Origin of the sequence: Pseudomonas sp. MF6751 (assembly GCF_016613265.1) — a bacterium.
GTDB lineage: Bacteria > Pseudomonadota > Gammaproteobacteria > Pseudomonadales > Pseudomonadaceae > Aquipseudomonas > Aquipseudomonas fluorescens_BV.
Map to the genome: position 1 here is coordinate 1 of NZ_JAENSV010000057.1, position 22,979 is coordinate 22,979.

Annotated in this window: 14 protein-coding genes and 1 pseudogene; 13 read left to right on the forward strand and 2 right to left on the reverse strand. The window is 59.8% G+C overall.

From position 1 onward, the window contains the following. Positions 1–127 precede the first annotated feature (127 nt). The 7 genes from praB to JJD66_RS25580 all read left to right on the forward strand — a co-directional run bounded on the left by praB (position 128) and on the right by JJD66_RS25580 (position 10,346). Positions 128–631, forward strand: a complete 504-nt coding sequence (gene praB / locus JJD66_RS25550; protein ID WP_200649330.1) for an alkane oxidation protein activator PraB — start codon at positions 128–130, stop codon at positions 629–631. Positions 632–756: 125 nt separating this feature from the next. Then, on the forward strand, positions 757–2,166 hold the full coding sequence (locus JJD66_RS25555) for an outer membrane protein transport protein (RefSeq protein WP_200649318.1): 1,410 nt from the start codon (positions 757–759) through the stop codon (positions 2,164–2,166). 248 nt (positions 2,167–2,414) lie between these two features. Further along, positions 2,415–4,925: an acyl-CoA dehydrogenase gene (locus JJD66_RS25560; RefSeq protein ID WP_200649319.1), complete on the forward strand. Its 2,511-nt coding sequence runs from the start codon at positions 2,415–2,417 to the stop codon at positions 4,923–4,925. A 153-nt stretch (positions 4,926–5,078) separates the two neighbouring features. Continuing rightward, positions 5,079–6,422, forward strand: a complete 1,344-nt coding sequence (locus JJD66_RS25565) for a 3-oxoacyl-ACP reductase (protein ID WP_200649320.1) — start codon at positions 5,079–5,081, stop codon at positions 6,420–6,422. 3 nt (positions 6,423–6,425) lie between these two features. Next, positions 6,426–7,316: a MaoC/PaaZ C-terminal domain-containing protein gene (locus JJD66_RS25570; RefSeq protein ID WP_200649321.1), complete on the forward strand. Its 891-nt coding sequence runs from the start codon at positions 6,426–6,428 to the stop codon at positions 7,314–7,316. Next, a complete protein-coding gene (locus tag JJD66_RS25575) occupies positions 7,313–8,611 on the forward strand; it encodes an acetyl-CoA C-acetyltransferase (protein ID WP_105227022.1) in 1,299 nt (432 codons plus the stop codon). Before JJD66_RS25570 ends, JJD66_RS25575 begins: the two co-directional genes overlap by 4 nt. Positions 8,612–8,642: 31 nt before the next feature. Next, on the forward strand, positions 8,643–10,346 hold the full coding sequence (locus tag JJD66_RS25580; protein ID WP_200649322.1) for an AMP-binding protein: 1,704 nt from the start codon (positions 8,643–8,645) through the stop codon (positions 10,344–10,346). A 114-nt stretch (positions 10,347–10,460) separates the two neighbouring features. Here JJD66_RS25580 and JJD66_RS25585 read toward each other — a convergent pair whose 3' ends face one another. Continuing rightward, positions 10,461–11,576, reverse strand: a complete 1,116-nt coding sequence (locus tag JJD66_RS25585) for a Gfo/Idh/MocA family protein (RefSeq protein WP_198716587.1) — start codon at positions 11,574–11,576, stop codon at positions 10,461–10,463. Positions 11,577–11,896: 320 nt separating this feature from the next. Here JJD66_RS25585 and JJD66_RS25590 point away from each other — a divergent pair, with 320 nt between their 5' ends. The 5 genes and pseudogenes from JJD66_RS25590 (at position 11,897) to JJD66_RS25610 (ending at position 17,486) form a co-directional block, all read left to right on the forward strand. Next, positions 11,897–12,934 carry a WD40/YVTN/BNR-like repeat-containing protein gene (locus JJD66_RS25590; RefSeq protein WP_105227020.1) on the forward strand — a complete coding sequence of 346 codons (1,038 nt, stop codon included), beginning with the start codon at positions 11,897–11,899 and terminating at the stop codon, positions 12,932–12,934. 18 nt (positions 12,935–12,952) lie between these two features. Then, a complete protein-coding gene (locus JJD66_RS25595) occupies positions 12,953–15,328 on the forward strand; it encodes an efflux RND transporter permease subunit (RefSeq protein WP_057974813.1) in 2,376 nt (791 codons plus the stop codon). A 373-nt stretch (positions 15,329–15,701) separates the two neighbouring features. Beyond that, positions 15,702–15,989 (forward strand): DUF5629 family protein, encoded by a 288-nt coding sequence (locus tag JJD66_RS25600; protein ID WP_014718303.1) that lies wholly within the window; start codon positions 15,702–15,704, stop codon positions 15,987–15,989. Further along, positions 15,979–17,150 (forward strand): annotated as a pseudogene (locus JJD66_RS25605) (lactonase family protein). Before JJD66_RS25600 ends, JJD66_RS25605 begins: the two are co-directional and overlap by 11 nt. A 156-nt stretch (positions 17,151–17,306) precedes the next feature. Then, positions 17,307–17,486, forward strand: coding sequence for a hypothetical protein (locus JJD66_RS25610; protein ID WP_034126032.1), 180 nt, complete (start codon positions 17,307–17,309; stop codon positions 17,484–17,486). Between the two features lie 57 nt (positions 17,487–17,543). On the opposite strand, the gene JJD66_RS25615 is transcribed toward JJD66_RS25610, so the two are convergent. Further along, a complete protein-coding gene (locus JJD66_RS25615) occupies positions 17,544–19,103 on the reverse strand; it encodes a hypothetical protein (protein ID WP_200649323.1) in 1,560 nt (519 codons plus the stop codon). Positions 19,104–19,301: 198 nt separating this feature from the next. Between JJD66_RS25615 and JJD66_RS25620 the strand changes: the two genes are divergently transcribed. Next, positions 19,302–22,976: a hypothetical protein gene (locus tag JJD66_RS25620; protein WP_200649324.1), complete on the forward strand. Its 3,675-nt coding sequence runs from the start codon at positions 19,302–19,304 to the stop codon at positions 22,974–22,976. Positions 22,977–22,979 lie beyond the last annotated feature (3 nt).

Sequence of the window (22,979 nt, forward strand, 5' to 3'; positions counted from 1 at the left end):
AAACGCTTCGATTTCAAGTGCCCGATCGAAGTCATGGGCGAGGTGATGCAGGAAGCCATGGCTATGCGGCATCATGCTCCAGCTTCAAATCAATAACCGTGTTGCACTCAGCTTCTGCAACCGCCCAATGAAAAGCTTGAAAACCCTCGTTTGTGCAACTTCGTTTGCTCTGTGCTTTGGCGCTGTTTCAATGGCCAATGCGGCAACTATTGCGCCTGCCGGCCAGGGATTCACCACTGCGGGGTCCATCACGGTAACGTCGCCCGCTTCGTTGAACCTGCCGGTGACGTGCAACATCGTATTTACTGGCTCGGTCGCCGCCAACGGGGCGAGTGCCTCGATTACCGGCGCGCAGGTCAGCGGTTCCAACGCGCTCTGTAGTGTCCCTCAGTTGCTGGGCTTGCCATGGACATTGAACGTGGCAAGTGGCGGTCCTGATGCCTTCAACGGTACGGTTTCAGGTGTGAACTTCAAAATTCTCAACAACTGCTCCACCTCGCCAGTGACCATCAATGTCGGCTTCAAAAACTCCACCAATACCCTGACTGTACCCAGCGCCCAAACGGTTGGCTCCTGCAAAATTACCGCTCTAACCGCCACCCCAAGCCCGGCCTTTACCGTGACCCCGTAAGTGCCGTGAGTGGATGACGTGATGATCACACGTTGAAAACACCAGTGCCTCGCAAGAGGCACTGGCTGCGGGAACCCAGGTCGGGAAAACCGATCCTGGAGGATAAAAACAATAAGGAGTGGAGCATGAATAATAAGAAACAGCAGGCACGCACGTTATTGAGCCTGGCGATTCTTGGCGGCCTGATCACGGCAACGGGACACGCACACGCCGGCGGTTTTTCGACGCCGACCTTTGGTGCTCCAGGATGGGGGCGTGCCTTCGGCGGTGGCTCACTGTTCCAGAATGACCCCTCCGCGGCTTACAACAACCCGGCCGGCATGGCATTCATTGATCACACGATCTCCCAATTTACCGTCGATTACGCTCGTATCAATGTCAAATACAAGGGCACGGCGAAGGATTACGCAGGCAACGCGCCTGTGTCCGTCGACCCAACGGACTTAAGTTCCACGCCGCGCACCGGCGATGGCGGGCAAGGCGGCTTCACCGCTTGGCTACCCACCGGCTTCATGGTGATACCGATCAACGACCGTTTTGCGTTCGGGCTCAGCCAAGTGGTGCCGATGGGCGCACGCACGACCTGGGATGACGACTGGATCGGTCGCGACTTTGCCGTCGATACGCGCATTGAAACGGTAGGGGTGACAGGCTCCTTGTCGTTCAAGGTCAATGATGAGTTTTCGGTGGGGGCCGGCGCGATTGTCCAGCACACCAAAGGCTTTGTAAGCCAGAATCTCGACTTGTATTCCGCAGCAGCGTTGTCACCTGAAATCGGCATACCGTTCCCCTCGGGAGTGGGCTCATCGCTGATGCGGGTCAAGGTGGATAACACCTCGGTCGGCTGGTTTGCGGGCGTGGTCTGGAAACCCACCGAATTCGATACCCTGGGCTTGAATTATCACGCGAAGATCAAGAACAAACTGGAAGGCAAGTACAGCATTTATGCTGACGAGGCCAACAAGTCACTTATCGAAGGTGGCCTGCCAGCCTTGGCATACCCGGGGCTGGACCTCAACGTCAATGGTGCCAAGGCGTCAACGCAACTGGATGTGCCAGCCAACGCTTCCATCGACTGGGTCCATCAGTTCAACGATCGCCTCACGCTGGGCGCCAGCGTCACCTGGACCCAATGGTCCTCGTTCAAGGCGTTGACATTGAAGTCAGAGGGGACGCAGATCGTGTCGATTCCCTACAACTACAAGGACGCCTGGATGGTGTCGCTCGGCGGTGACTACAAATTCACCGACGACTTTACCTTCCGTGCGGGTGTCGCAACCGACCAGACGCCCACGCGCAATTCCACACGTGACCCACGTATCCCAGACGGTGACCGGATTTTCGCCTCCCTGGGGTTTGGCTACAACATTCGCGCTATTCCAGGTTTGAGTATCGACGGTGCCTACTCGCGGCAATTCGTTGAGAAAGCCAAGCTCAGAACCCACAACCAGGATCGCCTGGGTGGGGCCACGCTCGATGGAAAAGCCGATGCCAAAGGCGAAGTAGTCAGTCTCTCAGCGACTTACGCGTTCTGATCCAGTGCGAGCGCAAGTTGGCTTGAAGGCTGGAAGCGGGGTCGCATAGGCGACCCTGATTGATCCTATCCAATCATGACGACCGAGGCGGGCCTGTTCAGCCGCTATTTTTTCGCCCAGCGATTAAATAAAAATTTCAAAACAAAATTTGAATTTACGCTTTGAAGTTTGTAGTGTGATTTTTAGCCGCAGTTCATGTCGAGCTGCTCATGCGTTTGCCACACCCTGAATCAAGTAGAGGTATCCCCATGCTTATCTGGTTATTGGTGGGTCTCGCCGCCGCGATTGCCCTGGCGTATCGACAAGCCGCCGCTACTTTGTGGCTGGGCGCTGGCCTGGTCTGGTTGGTGGTGGGTTACCTGTCCAACGCAGTGGCCGTGCCGAGCATTGCCGTGGCGGCAGTGCTGGTGGTGCTGCCCGCCTTGGTGCTGGCGATCAAACCCCTGCGCCGCAAACTGTTGACCACCAAGGCTCTGGGCCTGTTTCGCACGATCATGCCGGCGATGTCCGATACCGAGCGTGCGGCCATCGAGTCCGGCACCGTGTGGTGGGATGCCGAGCTGTTCAGCGGCAAGCCCGACTGGCAGCGTCTGCTGCAAGCCGCGCCGGCCAGCCTGAGCGCGGAGGAGCAAGCCTTCCTCGACAACGAAGTCGAAACCCTGTGCGACATCGCCAACGACTGGGAAACCACGCAAGTCTGGCAGGACATGTCCCCCGAGGGCTGGCAGTACACCAAGGATGCCGGGTTCCTCGGCATGATCATTCCCAAGCAGTACGGCGGCAAAGGCTTCTCCCACTACGCCCATTCCCAGGTGGTGATGAAACTGTCGACACGCTGCTCGGCGGCAGCGATTTCGGTGATGGTCCCCAACTCCCTGGGCCCGGCCGAGTTGCTGCTGCATTACGGCACCGACGCCCAGCGCAACTACTACCTGCCGCGCCTGGCACGCGGTGACGACATTCCGTGTTTCGCCCTGACCAGCCCGTATGCCGGCTCCGATGCAGGCGCGATCCCCGACCTGGGCATTGTCTGCAAAGGCATGCATGAGGGCGAGGAAGTACTGGGTTTCAAAGTGACCTGGGACAAGCGCTACATCACCCTCGGCCCGATTGCCACGGTGCTGGGCCTGGCGTTCCGCGCCGAAGACCCGCAGGGCTTGCTTGGCGCGCCAGGTTCCCTGGGCATTACCTGTGCGTTGATCCCCACCTCCCATCCAGGGGTGAACAGCGGCCGGCGTCACTGGCCGTTGAATGCGGTATTCCAGAATGGTCCTACCACCGGCAAGGATGTGTTCATTCCCTTGGAGTGGGTGATCGGTGGCCGCGAACAAATCGGCAACGGCTGGCGCATGTTGATGGAGTGCCTGGCGGCAGGTCGGGCAATTTCCCTGCCTTCGGCCAACGTCGGCCTGGGTAAAGTGGCGGTGCGCGGTACCACAGCCTATGCGGCGATGCGCAAGCAATTCGGCCTGCCCATCGGCAAGTTCGAAGGTGTACAGGCGCCGCTGGCGCGCATGGCCGGGCATCTGTATGCCTGTGATGCGGTGCGCAAGGTGTCGGTGGCGTCCCTGGACGCCGGTGAGAAACCGTCGGTGATCTCGGCCATTGCCAAGTACCACGTCACAGAGCGGGCGCGCATCATCGTCAACGACGGCATGGACATCGTCGCCGGCAAAGGCATCTGCATGGGCCCCAATAACTTCCTCGCCCGTGCCTACCAGCAAAGTCCCATCGCCATTACGGTGGAGGGCGCGAACATCATGACCCGCTGTCTGATCATCTTTGGCCAGGGCTTGATTCGTTGCCATCCCTACGTGTTCCGCGAGATGGAGGCGGCGCACAACCCCGACCGGCGCAAGGCCCTGGAAGACTTCGACAGCGCAATGTTTGGCCATGTGAGTTTTGTCGTGGCCAACACCGTACGCGCAGCGGTGCATGCCCTGACCGGCGGGCGCCTGATTGCGGCCCCGGCCAAGACCGACCCGGCGCTGGCTGCCTACTATCGCCAGGCCAATCGGCTGTCGGTGGTGCTGGCGCTTATCTCGGATGTTTCCATGGGCGTGCTGGGCGGTGCCCTCAAGCGCAAGGAAAGTATTACCGGGCGCCTGGGGGATATTTTGTCGCAGCTGTACATCCTGTCTTGCGTGCTCAAGCGCTTCGAGGATGACGGCAGGCCCCAGGCGGACTTGCCGCTGGTGCACTGGGCGGCCCAGGACGCCTTGTTGCGCGCCCACGAGGCCTTGGCCGAAGTGCTCGACAACTACCCTTCAAAACCCGCAGCAGCAGTAGTGCGCGCCTTGAGCTTTCCGTTTGGCATCCCGCTGCGCAAACCGTCGGACCGCCTGTTGGCGCAGGTGGCGGAGGTGGTGCAGACCCCTGGCGAGACCCGCGACCGTTTGCTGGCCAACTCCTACATCCCACGTCCGGAAGTCGACAAGCTGGCCTACGGCGAATTGGGTTTCCGTTTGCTGCCCCAAGTGGAGCTGATCGAGGCGCGGCTAAAGCCCGCCATCAAGCAAGGTCTGCTCGGCCCGCTGCCGATTTCTGCCACGGCCTTCACCGATTGGCGCGTGAAGGCGCGGGCGCTGGATTTGATCAGCGACGACGAAGACGCCTTGCTGGCGCGCTATGTGGAATACGCCGACCACGGTATCCAGGTGGACGACTTTCCCCAGGACTTTGGTTTGCTGGAGGCTCTGCAGCAGCGTAAGCAGGCGCTCGAGCCGGTGGCCAAACGGCGCAGCGTCCCGGTCAATTAAGAGAAAACCCGGTCCACCTGTGGGAGCTGGCTTGCCTGCGATGGCATCACCTCGGTTTGACTGACACACCGAATCGCGGGCATCGCAGGCAAGCCAGCTCCCACATTCGATCGGGTTTACAAGGCAAGTATGTGGTGTGAGTGAGTGCTTACCATGAGTGACAGCTACCTTTCGTTCGTCAATTCCCCCTGGGGCCGGCGTCTGGCCCAGGCGGTCGGCTTGCCGCAACCCTTGCCCCTGCAACGGCATCGCAGCGGCCAGGCCGGCCTGGCTAATCCTGTGATCATCGCCGGGGCAGGGCGCCTGGTGGCCTCGGTGCAGCGCGTGTTCAGCGCCACCGACACCGTCGCCGCGAGCCCGGCGACGCTCAAGGCACCGTCCACGGTCAAGGTGCAAGGCGCGGTGTTCGACGCCAGCGGCGTGACCGACCTGCAACAGTTGGATGAGCTTTACCTGTTCTTTCACAGCAATGCCAAGCGCCTCGGCCAGCATGGCCGGGTGGTGGTACTCGGCACGGCACCCGAACATTGCGACGACTTGCCCCAGGCCATCGCCCAACGCGCCCTTGAAGGCTTGGTGCGTTCGCTGGCCAAGGAGCTGCGCCGCGCGATCACCGTGCAACTGCTGTACGTGGCGCCGGGCGCGGAAGACGCGCTGGACAGCAGCCTGGGGTTTTTCCTGTCGCGCCGTTCCGCCTATGTCTCGGGGCAGGTGGTGCGCCTGGAAAAACCGGTCGATGGCCATGCCGCCATCAACTGGGACAAACCCTTTGCCGGCAAACGCGCCCTGGTCACCGGCGCCTCCCGTGGCATCGGCCTGGCGATTGCCCAGGTGCTGGCGCGGGACGGTGCCCATGTGGTGTGTGTGGACGTGCCTCAGGCCCAGGAAGCCTTGCAGCAGGCGGCGACCAGCGTGGGCGGTTCGGCGTTGCCTCTGGATATTACCGCCGCCGACACCGCCGCACTGTTGCAAACCCACGTCAGCCAATATGGCGCCTTTGATGTGGTGGTGCACAACGCCGGGATCACCCGCGACAAGACCATCGCCAAAATGACCGAGGGCGCCTGGCGCAGTGTGCTGGCGGTCAATCTCGAAGCGCCGTGGCAGCTCAGTGAGGCCTTGCTCGACAGTCAGGGTTTGAACCCTAGTGGGCGCATTGTGTGCGTGTCGTCGATTTCCGGTATCGCCGGCAACCTGGGGCAGAGCAACTACGCCACGTCCAAGGCCGGTGTGATCGGCCTGGTACAGGGCCTGGCACCGCGCGCGGCAGCCCGGCAGGTCACCGTGAATGCAGTGGCGCCCGGCTTTATCGAGACCCAGATGACCGCGAAGATCCCGCTGATGATCCGCGAAGCGGGGCGGCGCATGAATTCGTTGTCCCAGGGCGGGCAACCCATCGACGTGGCCGAGACCATTGCCTGGCTGGCGCATCCGGCGTCGGGCGGCGTCAATGGCCAGGTGGTGCGGGTGTGCGGCCAAAGCCTGTTGGGAGCCTGACCGATGGACTACGTGACGCAGATTATCGACCCACCGCCGTCGCGCACGCAGTTGTTGCTCGACGGCCTGCGCGCCTTGCGCAAACCCAAGTTAGACGGTGCGCCGCCATTGCCCACAGCGCGCCTGGTGCGCAGCGCGGTGGAGCTTTCGCCGGCCGGTATCGCCGCTTACGCACGGGCGTGTGGCTTTCGTCGCGAACAGGGCGTGCCATTGTCCTATCCCCATGTGCTGGCGTTCCCCCTGCACCTCATGCTGCTGACCCGGCCAAGCTTCCCGTACCCGGCCAGTGGCATGGTGCACCTGGCCAATCGCATTCGTCAGCACCAACGCTTGCACGAGGGCCAGGCGCTGCGCCTGGAGGTGTATTGCGAGCGCTGGGTGGCCCATCCGAAAGGGCAGGCCTTGAGTATCGCCACCCGTGCCTACAGCCAGGAAACCCTGGTGTGGGAAAGCGACAGTCTGTATTTGCGCCGTGACGTCAGCAATCCGGTGGGCGAACCCTGGAATGACCCTCTGCCACTGCAGGAAGACGGTCTGTTACGCACCCAGCGCTGGGTACTGCCCGCCGACCTGGGGCGACGCTTTGCCAAGGTCTCGGGGGATTTCAATCCCATTCACACGTCGGTCATCGGTGCCAGGCTGTTCGGCTTTCGTCGCGCCATCGCCCATGGCATGTGGACCCTGGGCCGCGCATTGGCAGCGCAACAACCGCCCGGTGGCCTGGACCAGGCCGAGGCCCATTGCGACTTCAAATTGCCGATCTTCCTGCCCGGCCAGGTCGCTCTGTGGGGCCACCCCGTGAGCGGGCCACGACGCGAGTTCGAAGTGCGCAATTTCGCCGGGGACAAGCCCCATATGCGCGGGCTATTCATTTGGAAAGAGAGCCAGCAATGAGTGACTACAGTTTTACCCCAGCCCCGACCCGCCGCGTGGCGATTATCGGCGGCAACCGTATTCCATTTGCGCGCTCCAACACGGTGTATGCCCACGACAGTAACCAGGACCTGCTGGTCGCCGCCCTGCAAGGATTGGTGGAGCGCTACAACCTGCACGGCCAACGCCTGGGTGAGTTTGCCGCCGGAGCGGTGATCAAGCATTCGCGGGATTTCAACCTGGCCCGCGAGGCGCTGTTGTCCACCACGTTGTCTGCGCAAACCCCTGCCTATGATGTGCAACAAGCCTGTGGCACAGGGCTTGAAGCCGCGCTGCTGGTGGCCAATAAAATCGCCCTCGGCCAGATCGAAGTGGGCGTTGCCGGTGGTGCCGACACCACCTCCGACGCGCCCATTGGCATCAACGAATCCTTGCGCCATACCTTGCTTGCGGCCAATCGCGCCAAAAGCCTGGGCGGCAAGCTCAAGGCCTTGATGAAAGTACGCCCATCGATGCTGTTTAAACCGTTGCTGCCGCGCAATGGCGAGCCGCGCACCGGCCTGTCCATGGGCGAGCACTGCGAAGAAATGGCCAAGCGCTGGCAGATCAAGCGCCTGGCCCAGGACGAGCTGACCCTCACCAGCCACCAGCGCCTGGATGCGGCTTATAAACGCGGCTTCTTCGACGACCTGATCAGCCCCCATCGCGGCTTGGCCCGTGACAACAACCTGCGTGCCGATATCAGCCTGGAAAAGCTCGCCGGCTTGTCGCCGGCCTTCGACCGCCAGAACGGCACGCTCACCGCTGGCAACTCCACGCCCCTGACAGATGGCGCCTCGGTGGTGCTGCTGGCCAGTGAAGAATGGGCCGCCGCCAATGGCTGGCCGGTGTTGGCCTACTTGCGCACCGGCGAAACGGCTGCGGTAAATTTTGTCGACGGCACCGAGGGCCTGCTGATGGCGCCGGCTTACGCCGTGCCACGCATGCTTGCGCGTGAAGGCTTGAGTTTTGCCGACTTCGATTTCTTCGAGGTCCACGAAGCGTTCGCCGCCCAGGTGTTGTGCACGCTCAAGGCGTGGGAAGACCCGCAGTATTGCCGCGAGCGACTCGGGCTTGACGCCCCCCTGGGCACCATTGACCGGGCCAAAATGAACGTCAACGGCGGCTCACTGGGCTGCGGCCATCCCTTTGCGGCCACCGGTGGCCGGCAACTGGCGGCGCTGGCCAAGGCCATCCATGAACGCGGTGGCGGTCGCGGCCTGATTTCGATCTGCGCGGCGGGTGGGTTGGGAATCACCGCCATCGTCGAAAAGTAGCCCTATCAAAAACAACAATAAGGACACTGCGATGAACGCTATCAGCCTGGAACAAACCGAACGCATCTGGTTGAACACATACCTGCCCGGCGTGCCGGCGGATATAGAGGCTGGGATCGAGGACTACCCGTCGTTGCGCGAAGTGTTCCTGGAGCACCTGGAAAAATTCCGTGAGCGGGTGGCCTACGTCAGCATCGGCACCGAAATGACCTATGCCGATTGGCGCACCCAGGGCATTGCCTTTGCCGCCTGGCTGCAGGACCAGGGCGTGAAGAAGGGCGACCGCGTGGCCCTGATGATGCCCAACTGCTTGCAGTATCCGATCTGCCTGCTGGGCACGATCCTGGCCGGGGCGGTAGTGGTCAACGTCAACCCGTTGTATACCGCCCACGAACTCAAGCACCTGCTCAAGGACAGTGGCGCCGAAACCGTGGTGATCTTCGAAAATTTCGCGCATACCCTGGAAAAAGCCATGGTGGGCAGCAGCGTCAAGCGAGTGGTGGTCGCGGCCATTGGCGACTTGCTGGGCACCTTCAAGGGCGCGGCAATGAACTTCATCCTGCGCAGCGTGCAGAAACAGGTACCGGCCTTCAGGCTGCCCGGTTCGCTGCGTTTCAACCAGGTGCTCAAACAGGGCAGGGCCATGCACCATTTACCGGTCAGCCTGCATCGCGATGAACTGGCCTTCCTGCAATACACCGGCGGCACCACCGGCGATGCCAAGGGCGTGATGCTCAGCCATCGCAATATCATCGCCAACCTGCTGCAAGCCAAGGCCTGGGTCGGTGACCAGTTGGACCAGCACAAGCAGGAAACCAACGTGACCTTGTTGCCGCTGTACCACATCTTCTCACTGACGGTGAACTGCCTGATGTTCATGTGTCTGGGCGGGCGCAATATCCTCATCGCCAACCCTCGGGACGTGAAGCGCGTGCAAATGATCCTGCGCAAGGAACGCTTCAATGGCATTGCCGGGGTGAACACGCTGTTCAATGGGTTGCTGGAGAACAAGGAGTTCTGTGCGCGGGACTTTTCCGATTTGCGCCTGGTGATTGCTGGCGGCATGGCCACCCACACCGCCGTGGCCAAGCGCTGGAAGGAGGTGACCGGGCTGCCGATCATCGAAGGCTACGGGCTGACCGAATGTTCGCCCGTGGTGAGCATCAGCCCTATTGATATTTCCCGCATGCGCGAGATGGAATTCACCGGCAGCATTGGCGTGCCATTGCCCTCTACCTGGGTGCGCTTCGTACGCGAAGACGGCGAACTGGCGGATATCGGCGAGCAGGGCGAGTTGCAAGTACGTGGCCCGCAAGTGATGCAGGGCTACTGGCAACGGCCGAAGGAAACCGCCGAGGTGCTGGATGCCGAGGGCTGGCTGTCCACCGGGGACATCGGCGTGATGGACGCACGCGGGTATATCCGCCTGGTGGACCGCAAGAAGGACATGATCCTGGTCTCGGGCTTCAACGTGTACCCCAATGAAATCGAGGACGTGGTGGCCATGCACCCTGGGGTTGCTGAAGTGGCGGCCATTGGGGTCGAAGACCCAGTGACCGGGGAGAAGGTCAAGATCATCGTCGTGCGCAAGGACCCGACCCTGACCCAGGAGCAGATTCTTGCGCACTGCCGGGAGTACCTGACGGGGTACAAGCTGCCAAAGTATGTGGAGTTTCGCACCACGGAATTGCCCAAGACCACGGTGGGCAAAGTGCTGCGTCGGGCCTTGCGCTGATTGAATGGTTCAGATGACCAAATGTGGGAGCGGGCTTGCTCGCGAAAGCGGCGGTTCAGGCACTGAGGGTGCCGACTGACACAGCGTATTCGCGAGCAAGCCCGCTCCCACTTTTTAAACCGTGCCCACTTTCACCCAGCGTTCCTCAAGGGCGGCCACTCGAATCGCCGTCGCCAATCGCTCCACCTCCCACGCCGCTTCAAAGTCCGTGCCCTGGGCCCCTTGGCCGGCCAGCGCCATGATCAACTCCTGCACCTCCAGCGTCTTCAACTCGTTGTAGCCCAACTGATGCCCCGCCGCCGGGCTGAATGCCGCATAGCCGGGCAGCGCAGGGCCTGCCAACACGCGTTGAAAGCCGTCTTGGCCGACGCGGTGCAGGCGCAGTTCATTTAAGCGTTCCTGGTCAAACGCCAAGGTGCCTTTGGTCCCGCTTATCTCAAAGCACAGGTGGTTTTTGTAACCGTGCTTGAGCCAGCTGCTGCTCACCGTGCCGCGTGCACCGTTGGCGAAGCGCAGCAGGGCGTGCACCTGGTCATCCACGGCGATGGCTTTTGAGGTTGGGCTGCCGGCAGTGGCGGGGCGTTGGCTGTGTACGGTCTGGGTATCGGCACAGACATGGGTCACGTCGCCCACCAGGTAGCGGGCCATTGACAGCAAATGGCTGCCCAGGTCAGCCAGGGCGCCGCCAGCATGCTCCACTTCGCAGCGCCACGACCAAGGGGAGGCCGGGTCCGCCATGAAGTCTTCGCTGAACTCACCTTGGAAACTGATGATCTGGCCCAATTCGCCCTGGGCAATCATCTGCCGGGCCAGCACGATCATGGGGTTGTGCTGGTAGTTATAGCCGACACGCGTCACCACCCCGGCGGTATGGGCGGCGCGGCGCATGGCGTCGGCTTGTTCGAGGCTCACGGCCAGGGGTTTCTCGCAATACACGGCTTTGCCCGCCGCAATCGCGGCCATGGCCATGGGGTAATGCAAATGGTTGGGGGTGGTGATGGCCACGACGTCGACCTTGGGGTCGTTGACCAGCGCTTGCCAGTCACCATGGGCCTGAGCAAACCCCCAGGCGCTGGCGCAACGCTGGGCGCGTTCAGTGTCGGCATCGGCCAGGGCGGCCAGCTTGAGCTGCACAGGCAGTTCAAATACCGCCCGAGCGTTGTTGAACGCCAGCGCGTGGGCGCGGCCCATGAAGCCTGTGCCGATCAAGCCGATTCCGAGTTCACGCATCGTCGTGGTCCTTTGGATTATTGTTTTCAGGGAAGGCTATTAATGGAATAAAAATTCATTAAATTCAATAGATGGAATAAAAATTCATTTACCTTGATCGCAGTCAGCTCATCATTTCAGCTGATGCAGCTATATTCAGCACATGGTCAAACGCCGCCAGTTAACAAAAGATAACGTAGCGCCGATTGTCAGACGATTCCAAAGCCCGATAGGATGGCTCCTGCTTCCTCCAGGCGCTCTAGATTGCAGGTTTCAAGGTCCTGGCAGAGAAGACGACCTAACAATAATAAATGGGAGAAAGGTCTATGAGTGAGCCTGTCATGGGTTGGGTTGTTTGCCGCCCACGCGCCGCACGCAGGGTTGCGTTGCTGGCCACAGCGCTCTCGCTGCTTGCTGGCAGCGTATTGTCGCTGCCGGTTCTGGCCGCCAGCGATACCTCCGCCGCCGCAGTCTTTGCAATTGAATCCCCCAAGGCCGCCAAAGGCTTGATGATCGACGTGGTTCACGCGGGCAAGCGCCTGGTGGCGGTCGGTGATCGGGGGCATATCCTTTATTCCGATGACCAGGGCAACACCTGGGCCCAAGCCAAAGTACCCACCCGGCAACTGCTCACGGCGGTGTTTTTCGTTGATGATCAGCACGGTTGGGCCGTCGGCCACGATGCGCAGATTCTTGCCAGTACCGATGGCGGCGCCACGTGGACCCAGCAATATCAAGACCTCAAACGCGAAGCGCCGTTGCTCGATGTGTGGTTCAACGACGCCAACCACGGCCTGGCCGTGGGCGCCTACGGTGCGTTGATCGAGACCACCGACGCCGGCAAAACCTGGAACGATGTGAGCGAGCGTCTCGACAACGAAGACCAGTACCACCTCAACGCCATCGCCCAGGTCAAGGGCGCCGGCCTGTTTATCGTCGGTGAGCAAGGCAGCATGTTTCGCTCCAGCGACGACGGCCAGACCTGGGAAAAACTCGAAGGCCCCTACGAGGGTTCGCTGTTTGGCGTGATCAGCACCGCACAGCCGCAAACCCTGCTGGCGTATGGGTTGCGCGGCAACCTCTACCGCTCCACCGATTTCGGCAGCACTTGGGAACAGGTCCAATTGAACGCAGCGCGTGGCGCGTTGGAGTTTGGCCTGTCGGGGGCGACCTTGCTGGAGGACGGTTCCATTGTTGTGGTCGGCAACGGCGGCAGCGTGGTGGTCAGTCATGACGACGGCCAGACCTTCAGTGTGTTCAATCGCCCGGACCGTATTTCACTCTCGGCGGTCACGGCGGCCGGCAATGGCAATTTGATCCTCGCGGGGCAGGGTGGCGTGCGGGTTGCCACATCGGCCGGCGCAGAGCTCTCACAATAATAAGAAGGCGGGGATTCAATGAGCAGTCATCACAACGATAAAGCGACCTTTCTTGAGCGTCTGATCTTCAACAATCGCCCGGCGGTGATCGTCATCTGCCTGCTGGTGAGCCTCTTCCTGTTCTGGCAGGCGACCTTGATTCGCCCGTCCACCAGCTTTGAAAAGATGATCCCGCTCAAGCACCCCTTCATCGAAAAAATGATGGAGCACCGCAACGATTTGGCCAACCTGGGCAATACCGTGCGTATTTCGGTGGAAGCCAAGGACGGGGACATCTTCACCAAGGAGTACATGGAGACCCTGCGCCAGATCCACGACGAGGTGTTCTACATCTCCGGTGTGGACCGCTCGGGCCTCAAGTCGCTGTGGAGCCCCAGCGTGCGCTGGACCGAGGTGACCGAAGAAGGGTTTGCCGGCGGGGAGGTGATCCCGCAGAGCTACAATGGTTCGCCGCAGAGCCTCGACCAGTTGCGCAATAACGTGCTCAAGTCCGGCCAGGTCGGGCGGCTGGTGGCCAATGATTTCAAGTCGAGCATCGTTGATATCCCGCTGTTGGAGTCCTACCCGGACCCGCAAGACCAGGGCAAGTTGCTGGCCCTGGACTACCGCAAGTTCTCCCATGAACTCGAAGACAAGATCCGCGACAAGTTCGAAACCCAGAACCCCAACGTCAAGATTCATATTGTCGGCTTTGCCAAAAAGGTCGGCGACCTGATCGATGGCCTGGTGATGGTGGTGCTGTTCTTCGGCGTTGCGTTCGTCATCACCCTGATTCTGCTGCTGTGGTTCACCAACTGCCTGCGCAGCACCATTGCGGTGTTGAGCACGACATTGGTGGCGGTGGTCTGGCAACTGGGGTTGATGCACTTCTTCGGTTTCGGACTGGACCCGTATTCAATGCTGGTGCCGTTCCTGATCTTCGCCATCGGCATTTCCCATGGCGTGCAGAAGATCAACGGTATTGCCCTGCAATCCAGCGAGGCAGACAACGCGCTGACCGCCGCGCGGCGCACCTTCCGGCAACTGTTCCTGCCGGGGATGATCGCCATTCTGGCGGATGCGGTGGGCTTCATCACGCTGCTGATCATCGACATCGGCGTGATCCGCGAACTGGCTATCGGCGCGTCCATCGGCGTGGCGGTGATCGTGTTCACTAACCTGATCCTGCTGCCGGTCGCGATTTCCTACGTGGGCATCAGCAAGCGCGCCATCGCCAAGAGCAAGAAAGACGCGAACCGCGAACATAGCTTCTGGCGCCTGTTGTCCAAATTTGCCAGCCCGAAAGTGGCGCCGGTTTCGGTGTTCCTGGCGTTGATCGCCTTTGGTGGCGGCCTCTGGTACAGCCAGAACCTGAAGATTGGCGATCTGGACCAAGGCGCACCGGAACTGCGCCCGGATTCGCGCTACAACAAGGACAACAACTTCATCATCAGCAATTACTCCACCAGCTCCGACGTGCTGGTGGTGATGGTCAAGACCAAGGCCGAAGGCTGCTCGCGCTATGAAGCCATGGCGCCCATCGACCAGTTGATGTGGAAGATGCAGAACACCGAGGGCGTGCAGTCGGCGATCTCGTTGGTGACCGTGTCCAAGCAAATGATCAAGGGCATGAACGAAGGCAACCTGAAATGGGAAACCCTGTCGCGCAACCCGGATGTGCTGAACAACTCCATCGCCCGTGCCGACGGCTTGTACAACAACAATTGCTCCCTGGCGCCCGTGCTGGTGTTCCTCAATGACCACAAGGCCGAAACCCTCGACCGCGCGGTGCATGCGGTGCAGGACTTCGCCAAGGAAAACAACAAGGACGGCCTGGAATTCATCCTCGCAGCGGGTAATGCCGGGATCGAAGCGGCCACCAACGAGGTGATCAAGGAGTCGGAACTGATCATCCTGATCCTGGTGTACCTGTGCGTGGCGACCATGTGCATGATCACCTTCCGCTCTTGGGCGGCGACTCTGTGCATCGTGCTGCCGCTGGTGCTGACCTCGGTACTGGGTAACGCACTGATGGCGTTCATGGGCATTGGCGTCAAGGTCGCAACCTTGCCGGTGGTAGCCCTGGGTGTGGGGATTGGCGTGGACTACGGCATCTACATCTACAGCCGTCTGGAAAGCTTCCTGCGCGCTGGCTTGCCGTTGCAAGAGGCGTATTACCAGACGTTGAAGTCCACCGGTAAGGCCGTACTGTTCACCGGCTTGTGCCTGGCCATCGGCGTGTGCACCTGGATCTTCTCGGCCATCAAGTTCCAGGCCGACATGGGCCTGATGCTGACCTTCATGCTGCTGTGGAACATGTTCGGCGCGCTGTGGCTGTTGCCGGCGCTGGCGCGATTCCTGATCAAGCCTGAAAAGCTGGCAGGGCAGAAGGGCAACTCGTTGTTCGCACATTGATCCTGCTCCCAAAAGGCGGGAGCGGGCTTGTATGGGAGCTGGCTTGCCTGCGAAGACGGCCTGGCAGCCAACTGGGATGTTGGATCAGAGCGCGTACATATCCGTTACCGCAGGAATGGATATGTACTCGGTATTACGGTGTCGACTGTGAGGCCGCCATCGCAGGCAAGCCAGCTCCCACAGTTTGATCGTGGGGGCGTCAGGTAGGCGGGCGTTGGCTGTCAGGCCGTCACGGGAGCAAGCTCCCTCGCCACAAGTTTAGCGTCGTACCGAAGTTGTAGATACCTATGCTGCGATAGCATCACCGCAGTGTTCAACTTCTAGGTTACAGCCTGGGCTATCATTGCGGCTTTCCCCAAAATGATTGACTGCCATGACTGCCGACACCCTGACTCGCGTCCTTGCTACCAGCGATATGCTGATCATCAATGGGCTGCACGCCTTTGACTTCGAGCTTGATCAGCAACTGCAGATCCAAAGCATGGATGGCCGGGAACTCAAGCGCTGGACCTTCAGTCCAGAACAGTTGGAGGCGGCTACCTTTGACGAGAGCTTGCAAAGCTGGTTGCTGATCAACGACGACGGTGAACACCGTCTGGTCTGCTTGAGCGCCATCCAGGGCGACAACAATAACGACGAGGACGAAGCAGATGATGCGTAAATTCTGGCCCCTGCTGATGGCAGGCAGTGTCGGTGCGATGTCGGTGCAGGCCGCACCGGCCGATATCCATGAACTGTTGGTCGGCAGCTATACGGCCGGCACCAGTGAAGGGATCTACCGCCTGCGATTCGACAGTAGCACCGGGCAGTTCAGCGGCAAGCCGGTGCTGGCGGCGAAAACCGCCAACCCTTCCTGGCTGACGATCTCCAAAGACCAGAAGCAGTTGTTTGTGGTCAATGAAAACGGCCCCGGCCAGGCAGACCCGGTGGGGCGTGTCAGCAGCTATAGCATCGACCCCCAGAACCACCAGTTGACCCTGATCAACCAGGTGCAGAGCCTGGGCAATGAGCCGACCCATTCCAGTCTGGCCGCCGATGGGCGCTACCTGTTCGTCGCCAACTACTCGGTGGTGGAAGACCCGGGTGGCAGCCTCGCGATCCTGCCGGTGGATGCCAGCGGCAAGCTGTCGGCACCGGTGCAGTTGAGCGGGCACCCGGCCAGCCGTGTGAACCCGGAGCGCCAGGCGTCCAATCATGTGCATTCGGTGGTGTCTTCGCCGGACGGCAAGTATGTATTTGTGCAGGACCTGGGGGCGGACAAGGTGTTTGCCTACCGCTATGACCCCAAGGCCAATCATGAGCTGCCACTGACGGCGGCCGACCCGGCGTCGGTGCAGTTGCCACCGGGCAGCGGCCCGCGTCACTTGCTGTTCAGCGCGGACGGCAAGCACGCCTGGCTGACCACTGAGATGAGCGCCCAGGTAGCCGTGTTCGATTACAACGACGGCAAGCTGACGCAAACCCAGTTGCTCGACTATGCCGCCGGCCAACCGGTGTCCGACAAAGCCGGTGCGGCGTTGCATGCGTCAAACGACGGCAAATTCCTGTACGTGAGCAACCGTGGCACGGCCAATCAGATGCTGGTGTTCAGCATCGACCCGGCCACCGCGCACCTCAAGGAAATCCAGCGCCGCTCTGTCGAGGCGACCATCCGCGTGAGTTCAGCCTCGACCCTAGCGGCAAATTCCTGCTGATCGCCAACCAGAAAAGCAATGAAATTGTCGTCGTCGAGCGCGACCCCAAGACCGGCCTGCTGGGTAAAACCGTGCAGAAATTGCCGATTGATGCCCCCAGTGACCTCAAGTTCCTGGTGCGTCAATAAGCCACAGGCCCCGCACTGCGGGGCCTGAGCCTTTGTATTAATCGCAGTGATAACGGCTACTGTTTCAAAGCATTTCTAAGGTTCAACCCTCGGGCGTAAGTTGGGTTCCAAGGCCTTCCCAGGCCACCCAACCAAACGAACACAAGGGTTACCGCCATGAATTTCAATCTCTTCTCGATCATTGCTGCTTCTGCTGTTTCCGCCACGGTGGCATTGCCTGCCGCTGCCAGCGTGGAAGTTACCGGCAAAAAATCCAATGTCACGGCCTATACCCAGAAATACCTGCAACAGAGTGCCAACTTTTATGCGGCGCTGGATCACAAGATTCAAAACTGATTGTCGAGCGACTCAAACCCCAAGCCACTCGCGAGAGTGCCTTGGGGTTTGACGTATCTAGCTGATGGTCAATATCCGACGCAAGGATTCATTCAGGTCTATTGCGCGCGCGCGGGTGAAGCTGCTTGAGATCACGTAATAGAACTCGAAGCTGTAGCCTTTGAACTGGCGCAATTGTTCCCAGTAAAACACCTGCTTGACCGGCGCACCGACGGGCCAGGATTGGCCGACGACTTGTGTCTCGGTATGGAGGATCACCTCGTTCAACCCTTTTACAAGTCGAAAGATCCACAGAATCTCGTCGGTGGGTTGCCGCCAGGCATAGTAGGGGCAGCGTGCGATGACATGCGCCGGGTCGTTACCGATGTGATCGTCTGGGTAGCCCTCAAGGTCCGGTGGCTCCAGGCGAACCACTGAGCCTCTGACCTCGGCGCTGGTTTTCTTGGAGTACACCTCGTAGGGCGGGCCGGACTTTCTCAATACGAAGCTGGTCTCCACCCGGCCTTCAGCGGCCATCCGTACATCCAGGTAATCGATGAACACTGAATAGACCTGGCCACCTCGCCGGATCTCGACAAATTTGTGAATGATTTTGACGCCACCTTTAGGTGGGTAGATGCGGAACATTACATCATAAATATCACCCACAGCGCCCACGCTAGACGGCGTGCGAACCTGCAGCTCCAGGGGGTTTTCCCCCACGACTTCAAGGTCGATATAGCCAGGTGGCCCGCCATTGACAATGACGGGGCCATCCGTCAGGTGCTGGCCCAGGTTCACCGAGACCTCCACGCTGGCCGAGCCGGGCGTCGAGACATTCCCCACCAGGTCCCGCACCTCCAGCCAGACGTACCGAAGATCACTGTCGCCGGCTTCAAGCAAATCCGCATAGGTCACCAGGATCACTGTGGGCTTGAGAGCCCCCGCAATGTTTTGCGTCTTGATCACCGATCCCCAGTGAAGATCGACTTCATCGGTTGGGTTGGTGTTTGGGGGCGGCTGGAGCGTGATAGTGACGCCTTTGCTGGCGTTGCCTGGGACGATGACCGTCTCGGATACGCTGAATTTCAGTCCTGAATGCCCGGGTACTGTAGGGCCGTCGTCGTCGTCACCAGCGGGAAGGTCGGTCTTGACCAGCGTCAGCAGCGGGTAAGACCTGTCGTAGTCCGTGCCTCCGGCATAGTGGACCACATACACCAGGGCATACGGGCCGTCGGGAAGGTCCTTCTGTTCGGCGGCGAAAAAGTAGGCGTTGTTCAGCTCCTCGCCAGGTTTGAGCTGCTTGGTGGCGAGTACCGACACGGTGCCGTCGTCGAGTAGTTTACCGACCGTGATGACATCGCCGGGGGCCGCGGCCCAGCCTTTGTCTACCTGAATCGTCATGCCCGACTCAAACAACCACTTCGGGACGCCAGCGTCGTAGCCTTTGACGTTCTCACTCATGCCGGGAATGTAAAGCCGGTCGAGGTACTTGGGCGCCTTCTTTTCCTCCAGCGTCATGATGGTGTGTGATGGGGCCGGAACCTTCTGTTTGGCAGAGGCTTTGGTTTTGGTCTTTCCCTCTGTCGCTGCTGGCTTGGTCGCAGGCACGGATGTCTGGTTTTTTTTGGCTGGCATGGCTGTTCTCCTGTTCCTGCGAAGTGTGCTGTTGGCGCTATCAAACGCCTGAATCCGGGCATTGGCTACTGTCAGAATTAACAGGTGCCGATGCCAGGGGCATCCTGCACTACCTGTTAATTCTGACAGTAGGCACGCCGCGATTTCAGGCGTTTGATAGTGGTAAGCCAACAGCGCACGACCGTGAGGATTCTCGCCATGCCCAAGAACAAAACACTTAACCCCCTCCTGCCGCCCATCGTTGTTCCGCTGATGGAACCGGCCATTGATGGTGATATCGAAGGGGCGCATGGCGGTATCGGCCTGCGGCATACCGAGGTGCCGTTGGTGGTCTACCTGATCAACCCCAAAGATGGCGTCACTCCGGGCAGTGTTGCCTCACTGTTCTGGGGCAATCGTAATATTCCCGTGGCCTCTACGCCGATTCGCGAAGGCGAGGAAAACCTTGACCTGATCCCGCTGACTGTTCCCGCGCACCATATCGTCCCGTACTTGGTCAACGATGTATGTGCCATGCTGAGGCGCAGAAGCGGCAATGAGTCATTCACCGAAGAAATCAAGTTACGGGTCAGCCTGACTCGCCCCGGTGGCGAAGACAAAGACAGTCTGCCCGGCCACCAGGGGCTGGCGTATCAGGTCCCACCGGATGTTGTGCTGCATGGCGTCAATCAGGAGCAGGCACTGGCGGGTGTCAAGATCATCATTCGCTACTGGCTAAACATGCGCGCTTATGACCTGATCACTCTGGCCTGGGGCTCGCAAGTGGTTCAGCACCGGGTCCAGCCCGGCGAAGTGGGCCGTGATATCACCTTGACCGTCGACTACGCCACTATCAGCGCCGCGGGCAATAACCCGCTGACGCGCGTGGCTTACCAGGTGCGGGACGCGGGCGGCAATCTGCCGGAGGAGCGGGCGCGCTGGTCGGCGGTGTCGTTGATTGATGTGCACCTCAATGAAGTGCGCCCCGAAGCGCCGTGGCTGCAGTTTCCAGACACCGGTACGAAAATCGACCTCGCGGAGCTGGGCAGTTGGGATGTGGAAGTGGCCATTTGGGTCACCTCCCAGGAGACTAGCGCCTATTCCCACGTGACGCTGATCTGGGCCGGTTTGGACAGTGAAGGCAATTCGATCCCTTATACGCACACCGAAGAACTCAGTAGAGCAGGCCTTTATACCTTTGAGGTTCCCAACGCGCTGGTGAGCGCGATTGCCGAAGGCCGCGCGAGTGTGCATGCCCTGTATCAGAATGGCGCGGTGCAACAGCCTTCCGAAAAGCTCTATCTGGACGTCGTGGGGCAAGTCGTCAGGTGGCCGGCGCCGACGATAGACGAGGACCTGGGCGGCCATATCGAGCCGGATGTCAACGCGACCGTACGCTTCCCCCTTCAAGGGAGCTGGCCGAAGGACGGTTATATCGAAGTCATCTTCCGGGTCAGCAGCGCCGATAACACCATCGAGCATCGCATCGGCCGCGAAGTCGACGATATTCCGCCCACGGCCGGTGGGGATTTGTTGTTTACGATATACCGCGAGGAACTGCTGCGTTTTGACGGCCACCTGACCGACGTGTTTTATGCCCACACCCGGCCCGACGGCCGCCCGCAGGAGTCCCTGCGGTTGCAGATCGTGGTGGGTCAGATCAAGCGTACGATGCCCAAGCCGATTGTCGACAAGGCGGTCAGCGGCCAGTTGAATCCGGATGATGTAGGCGCCTATGCCACCGTGTTTGCACCGTTTGGCGAAACACTGCGCGGCGACTGGATCCGCATGTACTGGCTTGGCCAGGGCGCCCGCACCGAAGTGCCGGTGCAGGTGGCCGTGAATGGCGCCACCACCACCCACGACATCGAAAAATACTATGTGGAGAACAACCTGGATGAGTCGGTGACGGTGTTCTATACGCTGACACGCGCTGATGAGGCGATGCCGCGTTACTCACAGATCACTGAGGTGCTGATCAGCCGTGGCGTGGGCGAACTGCCGTCGCCGACCTTGCTTGAAGCGCAAACCACCGGCCCCGACACCGCCGACCTGGAACCCCTTAAGGTGCAACAGGGCACCCAATTGGTGGTGAGCTACGTGGGCATGCGCAACGGCGACTCGATCAAAGCCAGCATGGTAGGCGCCGGCAATGGCGGTTCGCCGGATATCCCGGCCAAGCCAGGCAATGAGACCTTGCAGAAGGTGGCGTTCGATATTTCCAGGGCGGCGATAGCGGCGAATATTCGTGACCAGGCCACCACGGTGAAATACCAATACGTGGTAACCCGTGCGGGTGTCTCGGTCACGTCGGCAACCTTGACGGTGACCGTGAGGCCGATACCGCAATCGGAGCTGGCCAAGACGGTCATCAGGCTCAACGAGGCCAATAGCGCGACAAAGGTGCTGGACCTGGATAGCTTCGTCGGCAACGCGATGGCGCATGTCGGCACCTGGCCGTTTATCACCGCCCCTTATCCGGTCTCGTTGAAGTTTTTTGGTAGAACAGCCGCTAATGTTGCTCATGACCTGACGCTGTTCAGTATCAACAGCTCGTATGTCAATCCGAACTGGGTTGCCCAAGGCCGTTATGAATATCGGCTGTTGCGCACTTACATTGATGGGTTGGGCCATGGCACAAAATTGAGGATGGAACTCAAAGCCGCCGTCAGTCTTAGCAAGGTTGAAGCCGAGGCCATCAGTTTTCCGGTGGTGGAGTACACCGTCAATACACTCCCGGCAGAATTCCCTGTTCCCAAGTTGATCCAGGCAAGTGGCACCGGTACGTCGGTAACGCTCGCGCCGTTGGATGCACAAAACGGTGGCACGGTGTCGGTGGAGTACACACCGATGTACACCACAGACAGCATCAAGGTGACGATGGTGGGCACGGCCGGAGCGGGTTCTCCGGTGATCCCGGCCAAGAATGGGGTAGCGACGGGCAAGGTCACGTTTGATATTACCAAGGCCGCGATTGCCGCCAACGTCGGTAATACCAACAAGACGGTCACCCTTGATTACGAAGTGGCCCGCAACGGCAAGGTGATTTCGTCCAAGGTATTGACGGTGACGGTGACGCCGATACCCCAGGCTGAGTTGGCCAAAACGGTGCTCAAGATCAATCAGGCTAACGAGGCGACTCAAGTACTGAACTTGACTACGTTTACCGGCGATGCCACAGGGCAAATTGGTGTCTGGCCGTTTATCACTGCGCCTTACCCCGTCTGGTTGAGGCTGCAGGGGAAAACGGACAATGGCGTTGATCATTCGCTGACGGTGTACAACGGTGCGGGCAGTGCAGCTGTCAACCCGACCTGGATCGCTGAAGGAAAGATCGAACCAGGGATCGCTCGTAGTTATCTGGAGGGGTTGGGACATGGCACCAAGCTGCAGGTGGAGTTAAAAACGGCTTTCAGTCCAAGTAAAGCTGAAGCTGATGCCATTAGATTTCCAGTGGTGGAGTACGTAGTTGCTAGAAAGTTTCATGATCTGACGACATTTGAGTCTGATAATGCCAATGGGTGGTATATCTCCAACGCTACGTGGGATTACCTAGATATAGATGGAAATCGTTGCGGAGTTGTGCCGCTTAAGAAAAGTAACCTTGTATATCGGGGGCTGCTAATTAAGTCATATAAGAACCTGCAGAGGGGCAAGATGTATGAATTTTCCTTCGATTTAAGGCCAGAGCATCATATAACAACTGTTGAATTTCAAGCCTTGGTGGCTCGCAAATACCTTTTTGGGGGTTTTTTTACGGGGGCGTCTTGGCGTAATTTCTCGAAAACCTTTCGTCTTGAAATTGATAGCTCCATTAGTTTTGAAATTTCGTTTTTATTAAACGGAACAAACGATCGTGTTCTTATAGATAATATTATTGTGCAGGAAATATAGGGT